Origin of the sequence: Streptomyces sp. NPDC059255, assembly GCF_042752355.1 — a bacterium.
Lineage (GTDB): Bacteria > Actinomycetota > Actinomycetes > Streptomycetales > Streptomycetaceae > Streptomyces.
Genome location: NZ_JBHYZP010000009.1, coordinates 172,626 through 189,646, shown reverse-complemented (window position 1 = coordinate 189,646; position 17,021 = coordinate 172,626). Strand labels below are relative to the sequence as shown.

Annotated in this window: 14 protein-coding genes; 7 read left to right on the top strand and 7 right to left on the bottom strand. The window is 72.9% G+C overall.

What is annotated here, in order from left to right:
• Positions 1 to 99: 99 nt before the first annotated feature.
• On the bottom strand, positions 100 to 474 hold the full coding sequence (locus ACFXKG_RS14640; RefSeq protein WP_382886726.1) for an STAS domain-containing protein: 375 nt from the start codon (positions 472 to 474) through the stop codon (positions 100 to 102).
• 291 nt (positions 475 to 765) lie between these two features.
• Here ACFXKG_RS14640 and ACFXKG_RS14635 point away from each other — a divergent pair, with 291 nt between their 5' ends.
• The gene (locus ACFXKG_RS14635) at positions 766 to 1,347 is read left to right on the top strand and encodes an RNA polymerase sigma factor (RefSeq protein WP_384837484.1); all 582 of its coding nucleotides are present in this window, start codon (positions 766 to 768) and stop codon (positions 1,345 to 1,347) included.
• Positions 1,344 to 2,603: a maleylpyruvate isomerase N-terminal domain-containing protein gene (locus tag ACFXKG_RS14630; protein ID WP_384837481.1), complete on the top strand. Its 1,260-nt coding sequence runs from the start codon at positions 1,344 to 1,346 to the stop codon at positions 2,601 to 2,603. The genes ACFXKG_RS14635 and ACFXKG_RS14630 overlap by 4 nt, the downstream gene beginning before the upstream one ends.
• A 64-nt stretch (positions 2,604 to 2,667) precedes the next feature.
• On the opposite strand, the gene purU is transcribed toward ACFXKG_RS14630, so the two are convergent.
• Together purU and ACFXKG_RS14620 are read right to left on the bottom strand one after the other, a co-directional pair.
• Positions 2,668 to 3,600, bottom strand: a complete 933-nt coding sequence (gene purU / locus ACFXKG_RS14625; RefSeq protein ID WP_384837478.1) for a formyltetrahydrofolate deformylase — start codon at positions 3,598 to 3,600, stop codon at positions 2,668 to 2,670.
• A 32-nt stretch (positions 3,601 to 3,632) separates the two neighbouring features.
• Positions 3,633 to 4,070, bottom strand: coding sequence for a hypothetical protein (locus tag ACFXKG_RS14620; RefSeq protein WP_384837475.1), 438 nt, complete (start codon positions 4,068 to 4,070; stop codon positions 3,633 to 3,635).
• A gap of 182 nt (positions 4,071 to 4,252) precedes the next feature.
• Between ACFXKG_RS14620 and ACFXKG_RS14615 the strand changes: the two genes are divergently transcribed.
• Positions 4,253 to 5,593: an ABC transporter substrate-binding protein gene (locus ACFXKG_RS14615; protein WP_384837558.1), complete on the top strand. Its 1,341-nt coding sequence runs from the start codon at positions 4,253 to 4,255 to the stop codon at positions 5,591 to 5,593.
• A gap of 68 nt (positions 5,594 to 5,661) precedes the next feature.
• On the opposite strand, the gene ACFXKG_RS14610 is transcribed toward ACFXKG_RS14615, so the two are convergent.
• Together ACFXKG_RS14610 and ACFXKG_RS14605 are read right to left on the bottom strand one after the other, a co-directional pair.
• Complete coding sequence (locus tag ACFXKG_RS14610) at positions 5,662 to 7,536, bottom strand: hypothetical protein (RefSeq protein WP_384837472.1); 1,875 nt, start codon at positions 7,534 to 7,536, stop codon at positions 5,662 to 5,664.
• A gap of 339 nt (positions 7,537 to 7,875) precedes the next feature.
• Complete coding sequence (locus tag ACFXKG_RS14605; RefSeq protein ID WP_384837469.1) at positions 7,876 to 9,258, bottom strand: transcriptional regulator; 1,383 nt, start codon at positions 9,256 to 9,258, stop codon at positions 7,876 to 7,878.
• A 308-nt stretch (positions 9,259 to 9,566) separates the two neighbouring features.
• Between ACFXKG_RS14605 and ACFXKG_RS14600 the strand changes: the two genes are divergently transcribed.
• From ACFXKG_RS14600 to ACFXKG_RS14585, 4 genes are all read left to right on the top strand, one after another.
• On the top strand, positions 9,567 to 10,256 hold the full coding sequence (locus ACFXKG_RS14600; RefSeq protein WP_384837555.1) for a bifunctional DNA primase/polymerase: 690 nt from the start codon (positions 9,567 to 9,569) through the stop codon (positions 10,254 to 10,256).
• Between the two features lie 143 nt (positions 10,257 to 10,399).
• Positions 10,400 to 11,341: an ABC transporter ATP-binding protein gene (locus ACFXKG_RS14595; protein WP_384837466.1), complete on the top strand. Its 942-nt coding sequence runs from the start codon at positions 10,400 to 10,402 to the stop codon at positions 11,339 to 11,341.
• On the top strand, positions 11,338 to 13,026 hold the full coding sequence (locus ACFXKG_RS14590; RefSeq protein ID WP_384837464.1) for a transporter: 1,689 nt from the start codon (positions 11,338 to 11,340) through the stop codon (positions 13,024 to 13,026). The genes ACFXKG_RS14595 and ACFXKG_RS14590 overlap by 4 nt, the downstream gene beginning before the upstream one ends.
• Positions 13,027 to 13,159: 133 nt before the next feature.
• Positions 13,160 to 14,488, top strand: a complete 1,329-nt coding sequence (locus ACFXKG_RS14585) for an MFS transporter (RefSeq protein WP_384837461.1) — start codon at positions 13,160 to 13,162, stop codon at positions 14,486 to 14,488.
• Here the strand turns inward: ACFXKG_RS14585 and ACFXKG_RS14580 are convergent.
• Positions 14,407 to 15,810, bottom strand: a complete 1,404-nt coding sequence (locus tag ACFXKG_RS14580) for a TfuA-like protein (protein ID WP_384837457.1) — start codon at positions 15,808 to 15,810, stop codon at positions 14,407 to 14,409. The genes ACFXKG_RS14585 and ACFXKG_RS14580 overlap by 82 nt on opposite strands.
• Positions 15,807 to 16,973: a YcaO-like family protein gene (locus ACFXKG_RS14575; protein ID WP_384837455.1), complete on the bottom strand. Its 1,167-nt coding sequence runs from the start codon at positions 16,971 to 16,973 to the stop codon at positions 15,807 to 15,809. Before ACFXKG_RS14575 ends, ACFXKG_RS14580 begins: the two co-directional genes overlap by 4 nt.
• Positions 16,974 to 17,021 lie beyond the last annotated feature (48 nt).

Here is a 17,021-nt window from a genome sequence, read left to right as displayed (position 1 = left end):
GGGCGCCGTGTGCCCGCTTGCCCGGAAGCCGTACGGAGAAAGCGCAGTTGACGCGGGCGCGGAGGGGTACGGAGGCCACGCCGAAGGGCACCGGCGCCACTACGCCGACAGCGGCTGCGCGTCGACGTCGACGGCGCTCGGCACATCGGGAAAGACCTCGAACAGCCGGCGTACGCCCAGCGCCGCGAGGACGCGGTTGACGTGCGAGCCCTCCTCCGAGCCCCGCGCGGGCAGGATGAGGCGGAGGCTGCCCCGGCAGGAGTGGAGCAGCCTGCGGGAGGCGATCAGGACGCCGACACCGCTGGAATCGCAGAAGAACACCTGCGAGAGATCGAGCACCAGTGCGTGCTGTCCCTCGGCCACCGCGTCGTGGACCCGCTGACGGACCTCGGGCGAGGTCACGATGTCCAGCTCGCCGGTGATGTGCAGCACCGTCCATGCACCCCGGTCGGACTCGTTCACCTTGAGCGTCACGCGTCTGATGCCCTTCTCCTCGACGGATGGGACGATCCGGAAGTATTGCTTCCCGACCGCGCCTGCCCCTTCGCCACGAGCCGAAACGTCGCAGGGCGCGGTAAGGGCGCACTTACCCCAAAGGGGCGTGCGCTGCCCGTGGTGCCCACTACATTCGATGGGACGGTCGAGCCCCTCACGGCCCGGACTTCGGCATCATGGTGGCGGAAGCCGGTGGCGGGGACGGACAAAGAGGCAGAGCGGACGGGCACGGGGAACCACGAGAGCCAGAGGAACAGGGCTGGGGGTCGGATGGCGAAGAACACACCGCCCCGCTGGGACCGCAGGATGCAGCAGCGGCTCGCGCGGGGTGAGGCGGCGGCGCTCGGTGAGCTCTACGACCGGTACGCGTCCCTCGTGCACAGCCTCGCCCACCGCGTGCTGGACGACGACAAGGCGGCGGACCGCGTCACCCGCGACGTATTCGGTCACGTCTGGGAAAACCCGGACACTTATGATCCCCGACAGGGCTCCCTGCGCTCCTGGGTGGCGAACGTCACACAGGAACTCGCCGTACGGCAGCTCCGCGAGACGGAGCGCGAGGCGTTCGAGGCGAGCGGCGAGGGCTCCGCGGAGGAGCTGGAGCAGAAGATCCGCCGGGCCTCGGCGGCGGCCCGGGCGGACTACATCGTCAGGTCGATGCCGAAGCCGCTGCTCAGCGCGTTGCAACTGGCGTACTTCCAGCGCCGGGACTGCCGCCAGACGGCGGAGGACCTGGGCGTCACGGAGGACGAGGCACGCCGCCGGCTGCGGCTGGGTCTGCAACTGCTCTCCACGGCCAGCAGCCGGGCCGGGGACGACCTCCCGCCGCCGGGAAACGGACGCTCGCTGTGACCGGCCCGCTGGACGGCGGCTCCCACGACGGCCGCGAACCGGACGAACCGCCGCTCTTCCTCCGGATACCCGGCCCGAGGGCGGCCGGCGACGACCTCGACCCGCCGGAGCCGGAGCCGGAGCCGGAGACCTTGTCGGAACCCGCGCCGGAACCGCCCCGGCTCAGCCACAAGGTGCTGAAGTCACTCCTCGGCGCCTGGGCGCTCTCCGCCTGCTCGGCCGCCGAGACCGGGCTCGTCGAGGACCACCTCACCGAGTGCGCGCCCTGCGCCGGTGAGGCGCTGCGGCTGCGCGACGCCGTCGGGCTGCTGCACGCCGAGGGGAACCTGGACCTCGACCCGCGGCTGCGCTCCCGTGTGCTGGAGGAGTGCCTCGGCCGCCGCCCCGCCCGCGTCCCGGTGCCCGGCTGGGCCGCCCCGTACGACGCCGAGACCGCCCGGCTCGACGCGCTGCTGCGCGACATCGGTTCCCAGGACTGGCACGCGCCCGTACGCCTCCAGTGGTTCGCGGACGACCGGACCACCTTCCGCAAGACGACGGTCGCCGGGGTCATGGGCCACCTCATGACCGTGGACGGCGTGGTCGCGGCCGCCCTCGGCCTCGACGACCCGGTCGGCCAGGGCGCGCCCGTCGACCCGACCGACCGTACGGAGACCTTCTGGCGCTCCGCCGCGCCGCCGCCCACCCGGGCGCTCCACGAGCCCTGGCGCGAGCAGAGCCACGCCCTGATCCGTACGGTCTCCTTCGCCGGCCGGGGCGTGGCCGAACTCTCCGTGACGTACGGGGAATTCGCCCTTCCGCTGCGTGACGCGCTGCTGGAGCGCGCCTTCGAGTGCTGGATCCACGGCACGGACATCGCGGAGGCGGTGGCCTATCCGTACCGGCCGCCGAGCGGGCCCCATCTCCACTCGATGATCGATCTCGGCGCGCGGCTGCTCCCGGGCGCCCTCGCGCTGCGCCGCCGGGCGGGGCTGGCCGGCCCGGCGCGGCAGCTCGTGGCGGCGGGCTCGCCCGGCCGGTCGCTGCATCTGCTGGTCGAGGGCGCGGGCGGCGGGGACTGGTACATCCCGCTGGACTCCCCGGCGGCGGTCGGCTGCCGGGAGCTGTCCGTGGGCCAGGTCGCGCTCGACGCCGTCGAGTTCTGCCAGGTGGTGGCCGGGCGTGTCTCGCCGGAGGACGCGGCGGCGGGGCAGGACGGCGACCGCGAGGCGATCAGGGACGTGCTGTTCGCGGCGGCGGCGATGAGCCGTCTCTGAGCACGGCGCACTGCTGCAGTCCGGCGTCCGAGCACGGCCCACCCTTGCCGCCCGGCGCCGGAACTCAGGCGAAGACGACCGTGCGGTGGCCGTTCAGCAGGATCCGGTGCTCCGCGTGCCACTTCACCGCGCGCGCCAGCGCCTGGCACTCCACGTCCCGGCCGATCGCCACGAGCTGCTCCGGCGTGACCTGGTGGCCGACGCGCTCGACCTCCTGCTCGATGATCGGGCCCTCGTCGAGGTCGGCGGTCACGTAGTGCGCCGTCGCGCCGATCAGCTTCACGCCCCGCGCGTGCGCCTGGTGGTACGGCTTCGCGCCCTTGAAGCTCGGCAGGAAGGAGTGGTGGATGTTGATGATCCGGCCGTTGAGCTGCTTGCACAGGTCGTCGGAGATGACCTGCATGTAGCGGGCGAGGACGACCAGCTCCACCTCCTCGGCCCGGACCAGCTCCAGCAGCTCCGCCTCCGCCGCCGCCTTCGTGTCCCTCGTCACCGGGATGTGGTGGAACGGGATGTCGTACGAGGCGGCCAGCTCGGCGAAGTCCGTGTGGTTCGAGACGACGGCCGCGATCTCCACCGGGAGCGCGCCGGTGGACGCCCGGAAGAGCAGGTCGTTCAGGCAGTGGCCGAACCTGCTGACCATGAGCAGGATCCGCATCTTCTCCTCGGGACGGTGGATCGCCCACTCCATCCGGAAGGAGTCCCCGATCGCGGCGAAGCTCGCCCGCAGCTTCTCCACGGTCACCGGCGCCTCCGCCGAGAAGTGCACCCGCATGAAGAAGAGCCCGGTGTCGTGGTCCCCGAACTGCTGGCTGTCCTCGATGTTGCAGCCGGTCATGAAGAGGTAGCTCGACACGGCGTGCACGATGCCCTGCTTGTCCGGGCAGGACAGCGTCAGCACGTACTGGTCGGTACCGTTCCGGCCGTCGGTGCCGTCCCGGCGGTCGGTGCGGCCGGACGGGGCAGGCGAGGCGGGTGGCTGCGCGGCGGTGCTCATGACCACAAAGGATCCCACATCGCCGTACCCGCTCAGCCGGAGCGCGTCATGACGCGCAGCACGTCCAGGGTCTGCGGCAGGGCGTCCGGGTCGTCCCCGTCGCCCGCCGCCAGCCGTATGTGCGCCTCGCGGGCCGCGCGGACCGCCTCGGGCCAGCCGTGGTGGTCCAGATAGGCGGAGACGGGCGCGTCGGCGCCGACCTGGTGCATGATGCGCAGCACCCGCAGCACGGCGACGTCGACGAGCGCGGCCTCGCCGGAGTCGCGGAATATCGTGCCGACGTACTTCTCGGCGGACCAGTTGTCGAGCCAGGTGTCCTCGACCAGCCGGTACACGGCGTCGGTGACGTCCCCGTACCCCTCGCGGCCGGCCAGCCAGTACTCCTGGTGGAAGACGGGATCGGAAAGCATGTGCAGCGCCGAGCGCACATTGCTGCGCCAGCGCCACCACGGCATGTCGTTGAGCGGCATGCCGCCCATGGTGGGGGAGCGACGGGCACGACGGGAAGAGTTCTCGGAACCTTGCTGCACATCACCGACTTTACGGTCCGCCGGGCGAGGTCACCCAGGGCCCCTGCTATTCACCTCTACGTCACCCACCGTTGACCCGTGCTCACTCCGCTATTACCCGTGGCGCGGAAGTGTGCATGGCTATGACCGGTCGGCGACGTTTCTCCTCCCTCCGCCCCTTCCAGTCCGGCGCGCGACATCTCTGTTCGAGAAGCACGAGAAGTAGGAACAGCACGGGCAGTACGCGGGGCACGCGCGGCACGAGAAGCGGTGCGCTGCTCGCCCTCGCCACCCTCCTCTCCGGCTGCGGTGTGCTGCCCGGGGACCCCGGCGGCTCCCGGGCGGCGGTCACCGTCATGACCTGGGCGCCGATCGGCAGCAACGCCACCAACCTGCCCGGTATGCCGGCCATGGCGCGGGCGTACGCGGCCTGGGTCAACGCCTCCGGCGGCATCGACGGCCACGAACTGCGCGTCCTGACCTGCAACGAACGCAACGACTCGGCCGGCGCGGCCGAGTGCGCCCGCCGGGCCGTGAAGGAGAAGGCGGTCGCCGTCGTCGGCTCGTACAGCCAGTTCGGCCGTGAGTTCATGGCGCCGCTGGAGGCCGCGGGCATCCCGTACATCGGCGGGTACGGCATCAGCGAGGAGGAGTTCACGAGCTTCCTCTCCTACCCCGTCAACGGCGGGGTGGCCACGCTGCTCGCGGGCAGCGGCCGGCAGGTCGCGCGCAACTGCGACCGGACGGCGCTGGTACGGCCCGACACGATCGCCGGCGACGACCTGCCCGAGCTGATGGACGCCGGGCTCGCCGAGGGCGGTCGCGGCTCCGTCTCCGACGTCCGCGCGGCGGAGGACGCCACCGACTACACCCGGCAGGCCAGGACGGCGCGCGAGCGCGCCGGGGACGGCGGCTGTGTCACGGCGGTGCTCGGCGACCGTACGGAGACCTTCTTCGACTCCTACCGCAGGCTCCCCGACGACGGCCGGAACATCCGGGTCTCCTCGGTGCTGGGCAGCGTCGACCAGTCGCTCGTCGACCGTACGGGCGGCAAGGACGGGATCTTCGAGAACGCGTACTTCACCGGCTGGTACCCGGTGGCGAACGACCCGGCGTGGGCGCAGATGCGCGGCGTGATCGACAAGTACGCCTTCGGCGACAACGACATCGACCCGGCGGACCCGGGGGCACAGACCACGTGGATCGCGTACACCGTGCTGAAGAAGGTCGTCGAGTCGATCGGCGCGGACGAGATCACCACCGGCCGGATCACGGACACCCTGGACCGGGGCCTGGAGGTGAACACCGGCGGCCTCACGCCGACCCTGCGCTGGCGGTACGAGGACATGCTCGGGACGCCGAACTTCCCCCGGATCATCAACGGGGACGTGACGTTCCAGGTGGTGCGGCAGGGGCGTCTGGTGAGCCAGCGGAAAGGATTCGTCAGCGTGGGCGAGACGCTGCTGGGGGAATCGCACCGGTAACCGTACGGGCGGGCGGGCGCGCCACTTCCCCGCCCGCCCGTACGGCCCCCGTCCCGGCGTGCTCGGCGTCAGAGCTGCGTCGGGGCGCGCTTCGTCAGGTCGTACTCCGTCGCGATGCTGTTCCACAGGCCCGACGCCTTCTGCTTCGCGGCCGTGGCCTCGCCGCTCGCGCGGTCGCCCTTGGAACGCTCTGAGGTCACCCGCGCCTGGCCGTCCTTGCACCCCTTCTTCTTCCCCACCTGCTTGGCCCACTCCGCGTAGTGGTCGTCGGCGGAGGCGGACGCCTCCCACGCGTCGGTGAGGGAGGAGGTCAGTTCGCCGTGCTGCGGCAGCTTGTCCACCGTCAGCGCGTCCAGCCGGGTCACCAGTCCCCGGCGCTGCTCGGCGGCGCCGTGCAGATCGGTGGCGGCCTGGTCGAGGTTGTCGCAGGACCTGATGGAGTTGACGGCGTTGATCACCGTCTGACGGCTGCTGCTGCTGTCCGCGAGCAGCTTGTCGAGCTCCGCCGCCTGCGTCTTCACCGGGTCCGGGGGCGCCGGGGCCTCCGACGACCCGGTGGCCTCGGGCGAGGTCGTCGCCGCCACCGTCTTGCTCTCGTCCTTGGACGTGTCGTCGCCCCCGCCACTCATCAGCGCGCCCGCGCCCAGCCCGAGCACGACGATGCCGGCGGTGACGGCGGCGATCAGCGGGGCCCGTGAGGACTTGCGGCGGCCACCACCACCGCCGTGGTCCGCGTGCGACTGCGACGGGAACGGGGCCTGGGGCCTGGCCTGGGCCTGGGGTTGCGGCTGCGGCTGGTTGCCGGCCCCGCCGCCCCGGGCGGCCCGCCGGCCGCCGACGGGCGGCGCCTGGGTCTCGATCCGGGGCATCTTCTGCGTGGACTCCGGGGCGCCCGGGCCGTCCGCGCGGAAGAGGTTGTCGAACTCGGCGGGCGGCGGGCGGTCACCGGGGGCGCCGGGCCGTACACCGTACGGAGAGGGGGCCGGGGCCCCCGCGGGGACGGGGGCGATGAACTGCGTCGCCTCCGAGTCCGAACCAGGCGCCGCCGGGACGGGCGGCAGGAACTGGGTCGCGTCGGCCGCGTTGTCCCGCGCCTCGGGCGGCAGCACCCCGGGCCCCTGCGAGGCGGGAGAGGCTGACGGGACGGCAGGAATGGGCGGGATGAACTGGGTGGCGTCGGAATCCCCCATGCCCCCCGCGGGCCCGCCGGGCACGGCGGAGACGGGCGGCAGAAACTGCGTGGCGTCCGCGCTGCCGGGCGCGGGCGCCGGCGTCTCGGCGGGCAGCGGCATCGGCTGCCCGTATCCGCCCTGCGTCCCGGAGTGCGGTTGCGGCTGCGCCTGAGGCAGCGGCTCGCCGTACTGCGGGGACGACGGGGGCTGCTGGAAGTGCGGAGGCTGCTGGAGCTGCTGGGGACTCCCATATGGCTGTGGCTCCCCGTACGGCTGCGACTCCCCGTGCGGCTGGGGCAGCGGCTGCCCCTGGGACTGCGGTACGGGCTGCCCGTACGGCTGGGGCGGGGGCTGCGGCGCGCCGTACGGAGCGCCCCCCTGTGCCCCGTACGACGGCGTGGGCTCCGGCCCGCCGTACGCACCGTAGGCTCCCTGGCCGCCCTGGGGTCCGGCCTGCGGATACGCCGGCTGGTAGGGCTGGTCGTACGGCGACGCTCCCGCCGGCGCCCCGTACCCCTGCGCCGGGCCCTGTGCGCCGTAGGGCGCATGCGGGGCGCCCGGATCCTGCCCGTACGCCTGCTGCGCCTGCTGCGGCTGCTGCGGCGGCAGCCCCCACTCCTGAGCACCCGGCGGCTGGTGCCCCGGCTGCTGGTGCCCCGGCTGCTGCGGGCCGGTCGGCGGCAGCGCGGACGGACCCCCGACAGCCTGGCCGGGCGGCGTCCGGTCGACCGAGCCGGGGATCAGGGGCGCGCTGCCGTCACTGGGCAGCACGACGCCTTCGTGCGCGGTCCGAGCGGCGGGATACTGCGGCTCATCCCCTTGTCCGCTGTGCGTCACCGGGACTCCTACGTGTGGAACGTCTGGCCTACCGAATCATCGGTTCACGCTACCGGGTGAATCGCGCCTTCGAACACGCGCGTCGGGCCGATGTCGGGCAGGTAACACCCCGGCCTGCGAAGACGCTGGTAGAAGGCGTGAAGTCGCGGACACCCCAGCTCAATTGGCCGAGGGCACGGTGTCCACACCGCGCCCCCACGACATCCCCACGCAACCCGCCGCCCGGTCCCCCACCGGGCGGCCCGGAACACCGGAGTCCCCGGGCCGGCGGTCTCAGGCCGCCTGGATCTCCAGCCGCGCCCCGAACTCCCGTACCGCGGGCTCGTCCCCGTACGGCTCCAGCCGCTGCTGGAGGTCCTCCAGATACTCCGCCCCCCGGCTGGAGCGCAGCGTCCCGAGCAACTCCACCGCGCGCGTGCCGGTCTGGCAGGCCTGCTCCACCTCACGCTGCTGGACCTGCGCCGTCGCCAGCAGGACGAGGCCGATCGCCCGGCGCCGCGCGCGCGACTCCGGATGGCCCTCCAGCGCCGCTTCCGCGTGCCGGGCCGCCGCGTCGGGGCGGCCCAGATCCCGGTAGCAGTGCGCCAGTTCGTCGGAGAGGTAGGCGTGGTCGAAGTGCTCGATCCACTCCGGGTCCTCCCCCGCGCCGTCGTCCGTGTGCTCCAGCGCCGTGATCGCCCGGCCCGCCGCGGTCTCGCAGGTACGCGTGTCCCCCATCAGCGCGTGGCCGCGCGCCTCCGCCGCGTGGAACATCGCCTGGGCGCGCGGCGACACCTGACCGCGCGTCCCCTCCTGCGCCGCCCGCGCCAACTGGGCGATCTCGCGAGGGTTTCCGAGCTGGGCGGCGAGATGGCTCATGGACGCGGCCAGGACGTACCCCCCGTACCCCCGGTCCCCCGCGGCCTGGGCGAGGCGCAGCGCCTGGATGTAGTAGCGCTGGGCGAGCCCCGGCTGGCCGGTGTCGACCGCCATGTACCCGGCCAGTTCGGTGAGCCGGGACACGGCGGCGAAGAGCCGGCGGCCGACCGTCTCCCGGTACGAGCCGGCGAGCAGCCCGGCCACCACGCTGTTCAGGTAGTGGACGACCACCGGCCGGACATGGCCGCTGCCGAAGCGGTGGTCCAGTTCGATGAGGGCGCGGGTCATCGCCCGTACCGCCTCGACGTCCGAATCCCCCACCCGGGCACCGGTGTTGCGCGCGACCGTGGAGTCCGCGCCGGTGATCAGCCAGTCTCTGCTGGGCTCGACGAGCGCCGAGGAGGCGACGGCCGAGCCGGAGAGGAAGTCGCGGCGCCCGACATCGCTGCGCCACAGCTCACAGACCTGCTCGATCGCCCCCACGACCGTCGGCGAGAACTGGAGGCCGACCCCCGAGGCGAGGTTCTTCCCGTTGGCCATACCGATCTCGTCGATCGTGACCGTACGGCCCAGCTTGCGGCCCAGCGCCTCGGCGATGATGCCCGGCGCCCGGCCGCGCGGCTGCTGGCCGCGCAGCCACCGGGCCACCGACGTCTTGTCGTAGCGCAGGTCGAGCCCGCGCTCCGCTCCCACCATGTTGACGCGCCGCGCGAGCCCGGCGTTGGAGCACCCGGCTTCCTGGATGAGCGCCTGGAGCCGTTCGTTCGGCTGACGCGCGACGAGTGGCCTGGCTGCCAATGGATACCCCCTGTGGCCGCAGTGATCAACTCTGTGAACACTGCCCGGCAAATGTGCGGAGAATGCGCATGTTCGGCAATAACGCAAATAATCTAGGTCTTTCCGGAAACCCCCGTGACCACGACCGGCCAACGGTCGTGTGCGGCCCCCCGCTGCCCCTATGGTGTCCGACCCCTGGGGGTGGTTACCCGCGTACCGCTCCACCCCTTCCCGCGCGCCCCCGTACTTGCATCCATGCGCCCCATGTGCGGGATCGAGGGGTGCGGCGCGCCGTCCCGCGCCCGTAACCCGTGCTGGTGGCGGGAGTTGTGCTCTGCGTGGAAGAGACCATTGGAGTGACGGGCGGCGCCCGGGTCCCCGGGCAGCGGGGCGACCTGCTGCTCGACAGCGCGGTGAGGTACGCGGAAGAGCGGCACTGGGACGTGTTCCCCGGCACCCGGCTGGTGCCGGTGCCCGGCGGCGAAGGGTGCTCCTGCGAGCAGGCGGGGTGCGCCGCGCCGGGGGCGCACGCGACGGGCCCCGGCTGGGCGGGGCTGGCGACGGGCAGTCCGGCGGCGGTGCGCAGGCTGTGGTCGAAGCAGCCGGGGGCGTCGGTGCTGCTGCCGACGGGGCGCGCCTTCGACGCGCTGGAGGTGTCGGAGTCGGCGGGGTTCCTGGCGCTGGCCAGGATGGAGCGGATGTCCCTGGCGCTGGGGCCGGTGACCTGCACCCCGGACCGGCGGATGGTCTTCTTCGTGCTGACGGGAGCGGCGGCGAAGGCGGACACCCTCGTACGGAAGCTGGGGTGGGACCCGGAGTCGGTGGACCTGGTGGTGCGCGGCGAGGGGCAGTACGTGGCGGCGCCGCCGACCCGGGTGGGCGGCAGGGGCGCGGTGCAGTGGGCCCGCAGACCGACGCAGGCGAACCGCTGGCTGCCGGATGTCGCGGAGCTGATCAGCCCGCTGGCGTACGCGTGCGGCCAGGACGCGGCGGCGGTACGGGCGCGGCGGCCCGGGTAGGGGTGTGCGGGTAGGGGGCCCGGGTAGGGGTGGGCGTGCGCGGCCTGGGTAGATGTGGGCGGCTTACGTAGGGTGGCCCCCGTACCCCTGATCGGGATATCAGGGGCATCGGGGATCAACGGGACACGGAAGGGTCGTGCGTCATGCCGGACCGAGCACCAGGAGAAGCGGAGGCGATCACAGGGCCCGGGGCCGAAGCGGCGGCGGAAGCGGTCGCGGGCGCCGGATCGGGGACGGAAGCGGCGGCAGAGGCCCGGACGGAGGCAGGGACCGGAGCGGTCGCAGGGGCGCCGACGGAGACGGTCGCCGGGGCGGCCGTGCGGGTCGAGGGGCTGTGGAAGCGCTTCGGCGAACAGATCGCCGTCGCGGGCATCGATCTGGAGCTGCCCGCAGGCCAGTTCATCGGGCTGGTCGGGCCGAACGGCGCGGGCAAGACCACCACCCTCTCCATGATCACCGGACTGCTCCGCCCGGACCGGGGCCGGGTCGTGGTCGCCGGACACGACGTCTGGCGGCACCCGGCCGAGGTCGCCGAGGTCAAGGCACGGATCGGTGTACTGCCGGAGGGGCTGCGGCTCTTCGAACGGCTCTCCGGGCGCGAACTCCTCGGCTACAACGGCCGCTTGCGCGGACTGCCCGGACCCGAGGTCGACAAGCGGGCCACCCAGCTCCTCGACGTGCTCGACCTCGCGGGCGCGCAGCACAAGCTCGTCGTCGACTACTCGACCGGCATGCGCAAGAAGATCGGGCTGGCGGCGGCGCTGCTCCACAACCCCCAAGTCCTCTTCCTGGACGAGCCGTTCGAGGGCGTCGATCCGGTCTCCGCGCAGACGATCCGGGGCGTCCTGGAGCGCTACACCGCCTCGGGCGCCACCGTCGTCTTCTCCAGCCATGTCATGGAGCTGGTCGAGTCGCTCTGCGACTGGGTCGCGGTGATGGCGGCGGGCCGCATCCGCGCGCACGGCACCCTCGCGCAGGTACGGGGCGACGCGCCGTCCCTCCAGAGCGCCTTCCTCGAACTCGTCGGCGCGCGGGGGCACGACGGCGGCGGGGAGCACCTCGACTGGCTGGGCGGTACGCGATGAGCGGCGCCCCGGCCGGGGTCGCGGCGGGCGGCGGGGCGGGCGCCGGTCCGGGCGGCGGTGCAGGCGCCGCACCGTCCGCGCCCGCGCTCACCCCCGTGTTCGTACGGCTCAAGCTCGCCCTGCTCCGCAACGGGCTGCGCCAGTCGTCCGGCAGGACCGCCGCGTACATCGCCTCCGTGGTCGTGGTGCTGCTGCTCGCGGCGGCGCAGTTCCTCGGCCTGGTCCTGCTGCGCGACACCGCCCACGCGGACACGGTGGTGGTGCTGCTGACCGCCGTGCTCGCCCTGGGCTGGGCGGTGATGCCGCTGTTCTTCCCGAGCGGTGACGAGACCCTGGACCCGACGCGGCTGGTGATGCTGCCGTTGCGGCCGAGCCCCCTGGTACGGGCGCTGCTGGTGGCGTCCCTGGTGGGGATCGGGCCGCTGTTCACGCTCTGCCTGCTCACCGGCTCGGCGATCGCGACGGCGCACGGCGCGGGCGCGGTGGCGGTCTCCGTCCTCGCCGTACCGCTGGCGCTGCTGGTGTGCGTCGCGCTCGCGCGGGCCGTCGCGGCGGCCAACATCCGGCTGCTGACCTCGCGCAAGGGCCGCGACCTGGCGGTGCTGAGCGGTCTGGTGATCGCCGTCGGCGTCCAGTTCGTCAACTTCGCCGCGCAGCGGCTGGGCGACGCGGGCGGCCTCGGGGCGCTCGACCCGGTGGCGGGCGCCGTCCGGTGGCTGCCGCCCGCGTCGGCGCTCGGCGCGGTCGGCTCGGTGAGCGAGGGCGCGTACGGACGGGCCGCCGCTCAACTGCTGCTGTCGGCGGGCGCGCTCGCGGCGCTGCTGTACGCGTGGCAGCGGTCGCTGACGAAGCTGATGACGGCCCCGGACGGCTCGACGCTGGGCGCCGGGCAGCCGGGCCGCAAGGAGGCGACGGCGGCGGCCCGGGGCCCGGGGCGGGTACTGGCCGGGGTGTTCCCGGAGGGTCGTACGGCCACGGTGATGAAGCGCAGCCTGCGGTACGTGTGGCGCGACCCGAAGACGAAGGCGGCGTGGGCGACCTCGCTGGCGATCGGCCTGATCGTGCCGCTGTTCAACGCGCTCCAGGGCAGGGGCACGATCTACTTCGCGTGCTTCGCGGCCGGCATGCTCGGCATCCAGATGTACAACCAGTTCGGCCAGGACACCTCGGCGTTCTGGATGGTCGCGCTGACGATCTCCTCGACGCGCGACGCCTATCTGGAACTGCGGGCGCGGGCGCTGGCCCTGCTGGTGGTCACGCTGCCGTACTCGGCGCTGGTCACCGTCGCCACGGCGGCCGTGCTGGGCAACTGGCACGCCCTGCCGGAGGCGCTCGGCCTCTCCTTCGCGCTGCTCGGCGCGATGCTGGCGACGGGCGCGGTGGCGTCGGCCCGCTTCCCGTACTCGATCCCGCAGGACAGCGGCTACAAGAACGTTGCCCCGGGCCAGGCGGGACTCGCCTGGATCTCCATCTTCGGCGGCATGCTCGGCGCGGCCCTGCTCTGCGCACCGGTGCTGGCGCTGACGATCTGGCTCCACGTCTCGGACCTGGCCGACCGCTCATGGCTCCTGCTGCCCGTAGGCACGGCGTACGGAGCCCTCATCGCCCTCGGCGGACTCCGCCTGGCGGCCCCGCAGACGGCAAGGCGCCTGCCGGAGATCCTGACGGCGGTCAGCAAGGGGTGAGGGGCGGGCCGCCCTGCCGGGCTCCTGTTGGTGCGTCTGCGGCACACGATCTTCGGGTTGCTCTAGAGTCGGGACCACCTTCCCGGTGGCGTCTCGCTGCCGGGATTTCGTGTTCTCCGGGCGGAGTTGGATCTTGTGTAAGGCACGGTTGCACGACCGGAATTCAGCGGGGCCCGTCCCTCGTATCAGCTGGGCGGCCCGGTTCCGGGAAGCAGGCGCTCCACTGACCGTCAGGTCGTACCGGCTGCACTTCACCGCCCGTCTGTTCTCCTGGACCGGCTCGGCCGTGGCGCCCATCGGTCTGGCCTTCGCTGTTCTCCAGATCGGCGGCGGGCCCGGTGCGCTGGGCGCGGTCCTCGCGGCGAGCGTCGTGCCTCAGATCCTGCTGCTGCTCGTCGGCGGGGTCGTCGCGGACCGGCTGCCCAGGGCCCGGGTCATGGTGTGGTCCAACGTCGTCTGCGCGGTCGCGGAGGCGGCGGCGATGCTGCTGCTGGTCTCGGGCACAGCCCGGGTCTGGCACCTGGTGACGATGTCAGCCGTCTGCGGGGCGGCGGGAGCCTTCTTCACGCCGGCGGCCGGGGGCATCGTCGTGGAGGTGGTTCCGTCCGAACTTCGGCACGCGGCCAACGCTCTGCTGAAGATCGGCCAGAACACGGTGAAAGTGTCCGGGCCCGCCCTGGGCGGCGTGCTGGTCGCCGTGGTCGGCCCTGGCTGGGCCCTCGGATGGGACGCTCTGACGTTCGCCGCCTCAGCCCTCCTCTTCTCCCGGATCAGCCTCAAGGCGAAGAACGTGAAGGTCCGTACGGGGTTCACCGCCGATCTGCGCGAGGGCTGGGACGACTTCCGCTCCCGCCGCTGGCTGTGGGTGATGGTCTTCCAGGCCGCCGTGATCGTTCCCGTGTGGCTGGTCGGCTACCAGCTCCTCGGCCCGGTGTATGGACAGCAGATGCTCGGCGGCGCTGCCCCGTGGGGTGTGGTGGTCTCCGGTTTCACCGCCGGGCTGGTGGCCGGGGCGGCGGTCGCGCTGATGTGGAAGCCGCGCCAGGTCGGACTCGTCGTCTGCATGGGAACCGGCTCGACGGCGGTGCCGCTGGTCGCGATGGCGGCGGCCGTTCCGCTGCCCGTGCTCGTGGTCGCCACGGGGGTGGCGGGCACAGGACTCGCGGTCAGCATGACCGTGTGGGCCTCGCTGGTACAGGAGAGGATTCCGGCGGACCGGATCGGCCGGACCCTGTCCTACTCGACGCTCGGGCAGATCCTGCCCGTGCCCTTCGGTTATCTCCTCGCCGGTCCCGCCTCCCACCTGTTCGGGCTCCGCACGACCCTGGCGACGGGCGCCCTGATCATCACGGCCGCCGCCGTCGTACCACTGGCCATTGCTCAGGTCCGGGGGCTCTGCCTCGCGTCGGCGACGGCCAAGGACGCCGACGGGGCCGTGACCACAGCACGGGCGGAGAGGTAGAACGCTCGCGCCACCTCGACGGCGCCGGCGAAGTCGCGGAACGCCCGGTCCCGGGCCGCCGCGTCGAGCACAGCCCGGCCGCGTCCCTCGGAGAGCCCCCAGCGCTGGGCAAGGTGAGAGGCGAGGCGGTCTGCGCTCAGGTGGGCCGTGGTGTGGCGAGGGTTGGCCGCCTCGATCTCGGCGTTGAGAGCGAAAGCGGCGGCCACGGCTTCGGCCGTCATGGGGACGGAACCAATCAGGTCCCCCGCTTCGGCCACCGTGGCGGGCCACACCGTCCAAGCCCCGTCCAGGCGGGCGGAGCGGACGACGACCCGGACCAACGCCTCCTCGGCCGGGAGCCGACTCATCTCCTCCGGGGTGAGCCAGTGGGCGAGCTGCTCGCCGGACATATGTGTCACCTCAACGCCTTCGGCAGCGGCGAACCGCAGGGCGCGCCGCTCCACCACCGCGGATCGCACCGGGCGGCAAACGTCGTCACACGTCTCCTGCGAAAGGGCGGCCAGGACCCGCGCCCGCCACCGGTCCGGGAACCCCGGGTCGTACAGCTGCTGATGGTGCAGGAGGGCGAGAAAGCTCACAGGCTGCCCGCATGCCACCGCGCCGGGTTGGAAGGCCGCCCGCCAGTACCGGACGAAGCTGGTCTGCCACGGCTCGCCCGCCCATGCCCTGGCGCCGAGGGCCGGAGGCAGGCCGACGGCAACCAAGGCAAGAGCGCGTTCCGCGTCCTCCCTCTTGGCGTCGCAGGGATGCCTCCGGCGCCAGACGTCCGCCCGACTGAACGCCGCCCCCAACCCTTCCCCGGCCGCGAGGCGGCCCAACGCGGTCCACGTCCGGGACGCGTAAGGGAGGGTGCGAGCCAGGTCTGCAAGCCGGTCCGCTTCTGTGTCGCCCACCTGCCCGTCGGCGGCGGCCCGGGTCAGGGACGCCCGCAGGTTCACGAGGGCTTCGGACAGCGGGAAGCCGTCGTCGGTGTGGAGCACGGCGACTTCGTCGTCCGCGTCCAGGGCGCCACTGCGGAAGTCCTCGAAAACGCGGCCCACGCCGACCATCCCGTACGGGGCGAGCTCGGCGGCACGCAGGGCTCCCATGCTGGCGGCGCCGACCACGGCGACGCCTTCGGTCAGCAGCGCCAGGATCTCCTTGTGCCGCACCGGGGCACTCTGGTGCCAGAGTCCATCGATGATCAGAACGGTGTCGCCGGGGCGGGCAGCGAGCCGCATCAGGTCGCCGTGGCGGATCGGAGGGTGGGTTACGGCGTCGGGGACGACCTCGCGGACGCGTGCGGCAGGCACGGTGGGCCCGCAAAAGACGTGAACGGTCATGCGGCCGCCTCCTGGACCGGTCGGGGGATGACGTGCCGGGCGTCGTACCGCAGGGCCGGGGCCAGCACCTTGACGACGGCGAACTCACGCCGCTGGTGGAGTCCGTGGGTGAGGTCCACCACGAGCGGGGAATGGCCGATGACCGCCGCGACGCGGGCCGCCAAGTGCTCAGCGTCGCCGTCGTCCGTGGCGAACTCGGTGGTGTGCTGCGCGGCGGCCTCTGTCCATCCGGCACCGGGACCTGCGGCGGGCTGGGGGCAACGGTGCACGGCGGGCCGGTACACGGCCGGATGGATGTCCTCCCGGCTGCCGGTGATCTGGGTGAGCCGGGACTGAGCCGCCTCCGTGATCGCCCGGGACAGGGCCACGTGAGGGTCCAGGTGGGCGCCGGAGCCGGAGACCAGCAGGGCCGACTGGTCCTCGCGCCACAAGTAGCAGCTCATGACGGGCACCCCGAACCGGTTCGGCAAGTGCCACAGCTCCAGCCAGACCCCGGCCGCCCGCAACCGGCCGATCAGCGCCGCACAGTGCTCGTCCTCGATGCTGTCGGCGTCGATGAGTTGGCCTCGAACCTGCCCATCGGCGAGAGCGCTGATCGTGTCGCGCTCGATCAGCTCGGCCAGAGCGTGGACGACGGCCTCAGCGCGGGTGTTGCCGGAGGCGAGGCCGTTCGTGGACGCGCTGGGCAGGTGCAGCCGCCACTTGCCGTGGGCTTCACGGCCCAGTTGCACGCACGCCGCCGGAACGAACACGGGTTCGCCGTCCAGCGCCGAACGTGCGGTGATCCAGTCCAGGACCGTCCGACCGGTGACCAGAGATCCGGGATGGCTCTCCAGGGCGGTCACCGGATAAGGCAGGTCCAAGCCGTCGGCCGGGGCCCGCACTTCGGCGGTCGGGACGGCCCGCTCGCCGTGCCATGCCTCGATCGCTTCCATTGCCCCTGAGACCCGGGCGGCGGCCAACGTGGCGCCTTTGCCCTGGGCGACGGACAGAGTGCGGGCCAGGGGGCGGACGGCCATGGTCACCGGGATACCCAGGTCGTCCAGGCCGGTCACGTCGGCGACGCGGGTGATGCCGTACGCCCTCAGCAGCGGCCGGATCGCCTCCCAGGTCTGGTCGGGATGGAGGGTCCGGTGGGTGCCGTCGAAATACGCCTTGCGCATGGGCTCTTCCCTTCGCGGATACCGAAGCCCGGCCGACGGGCACCCAGG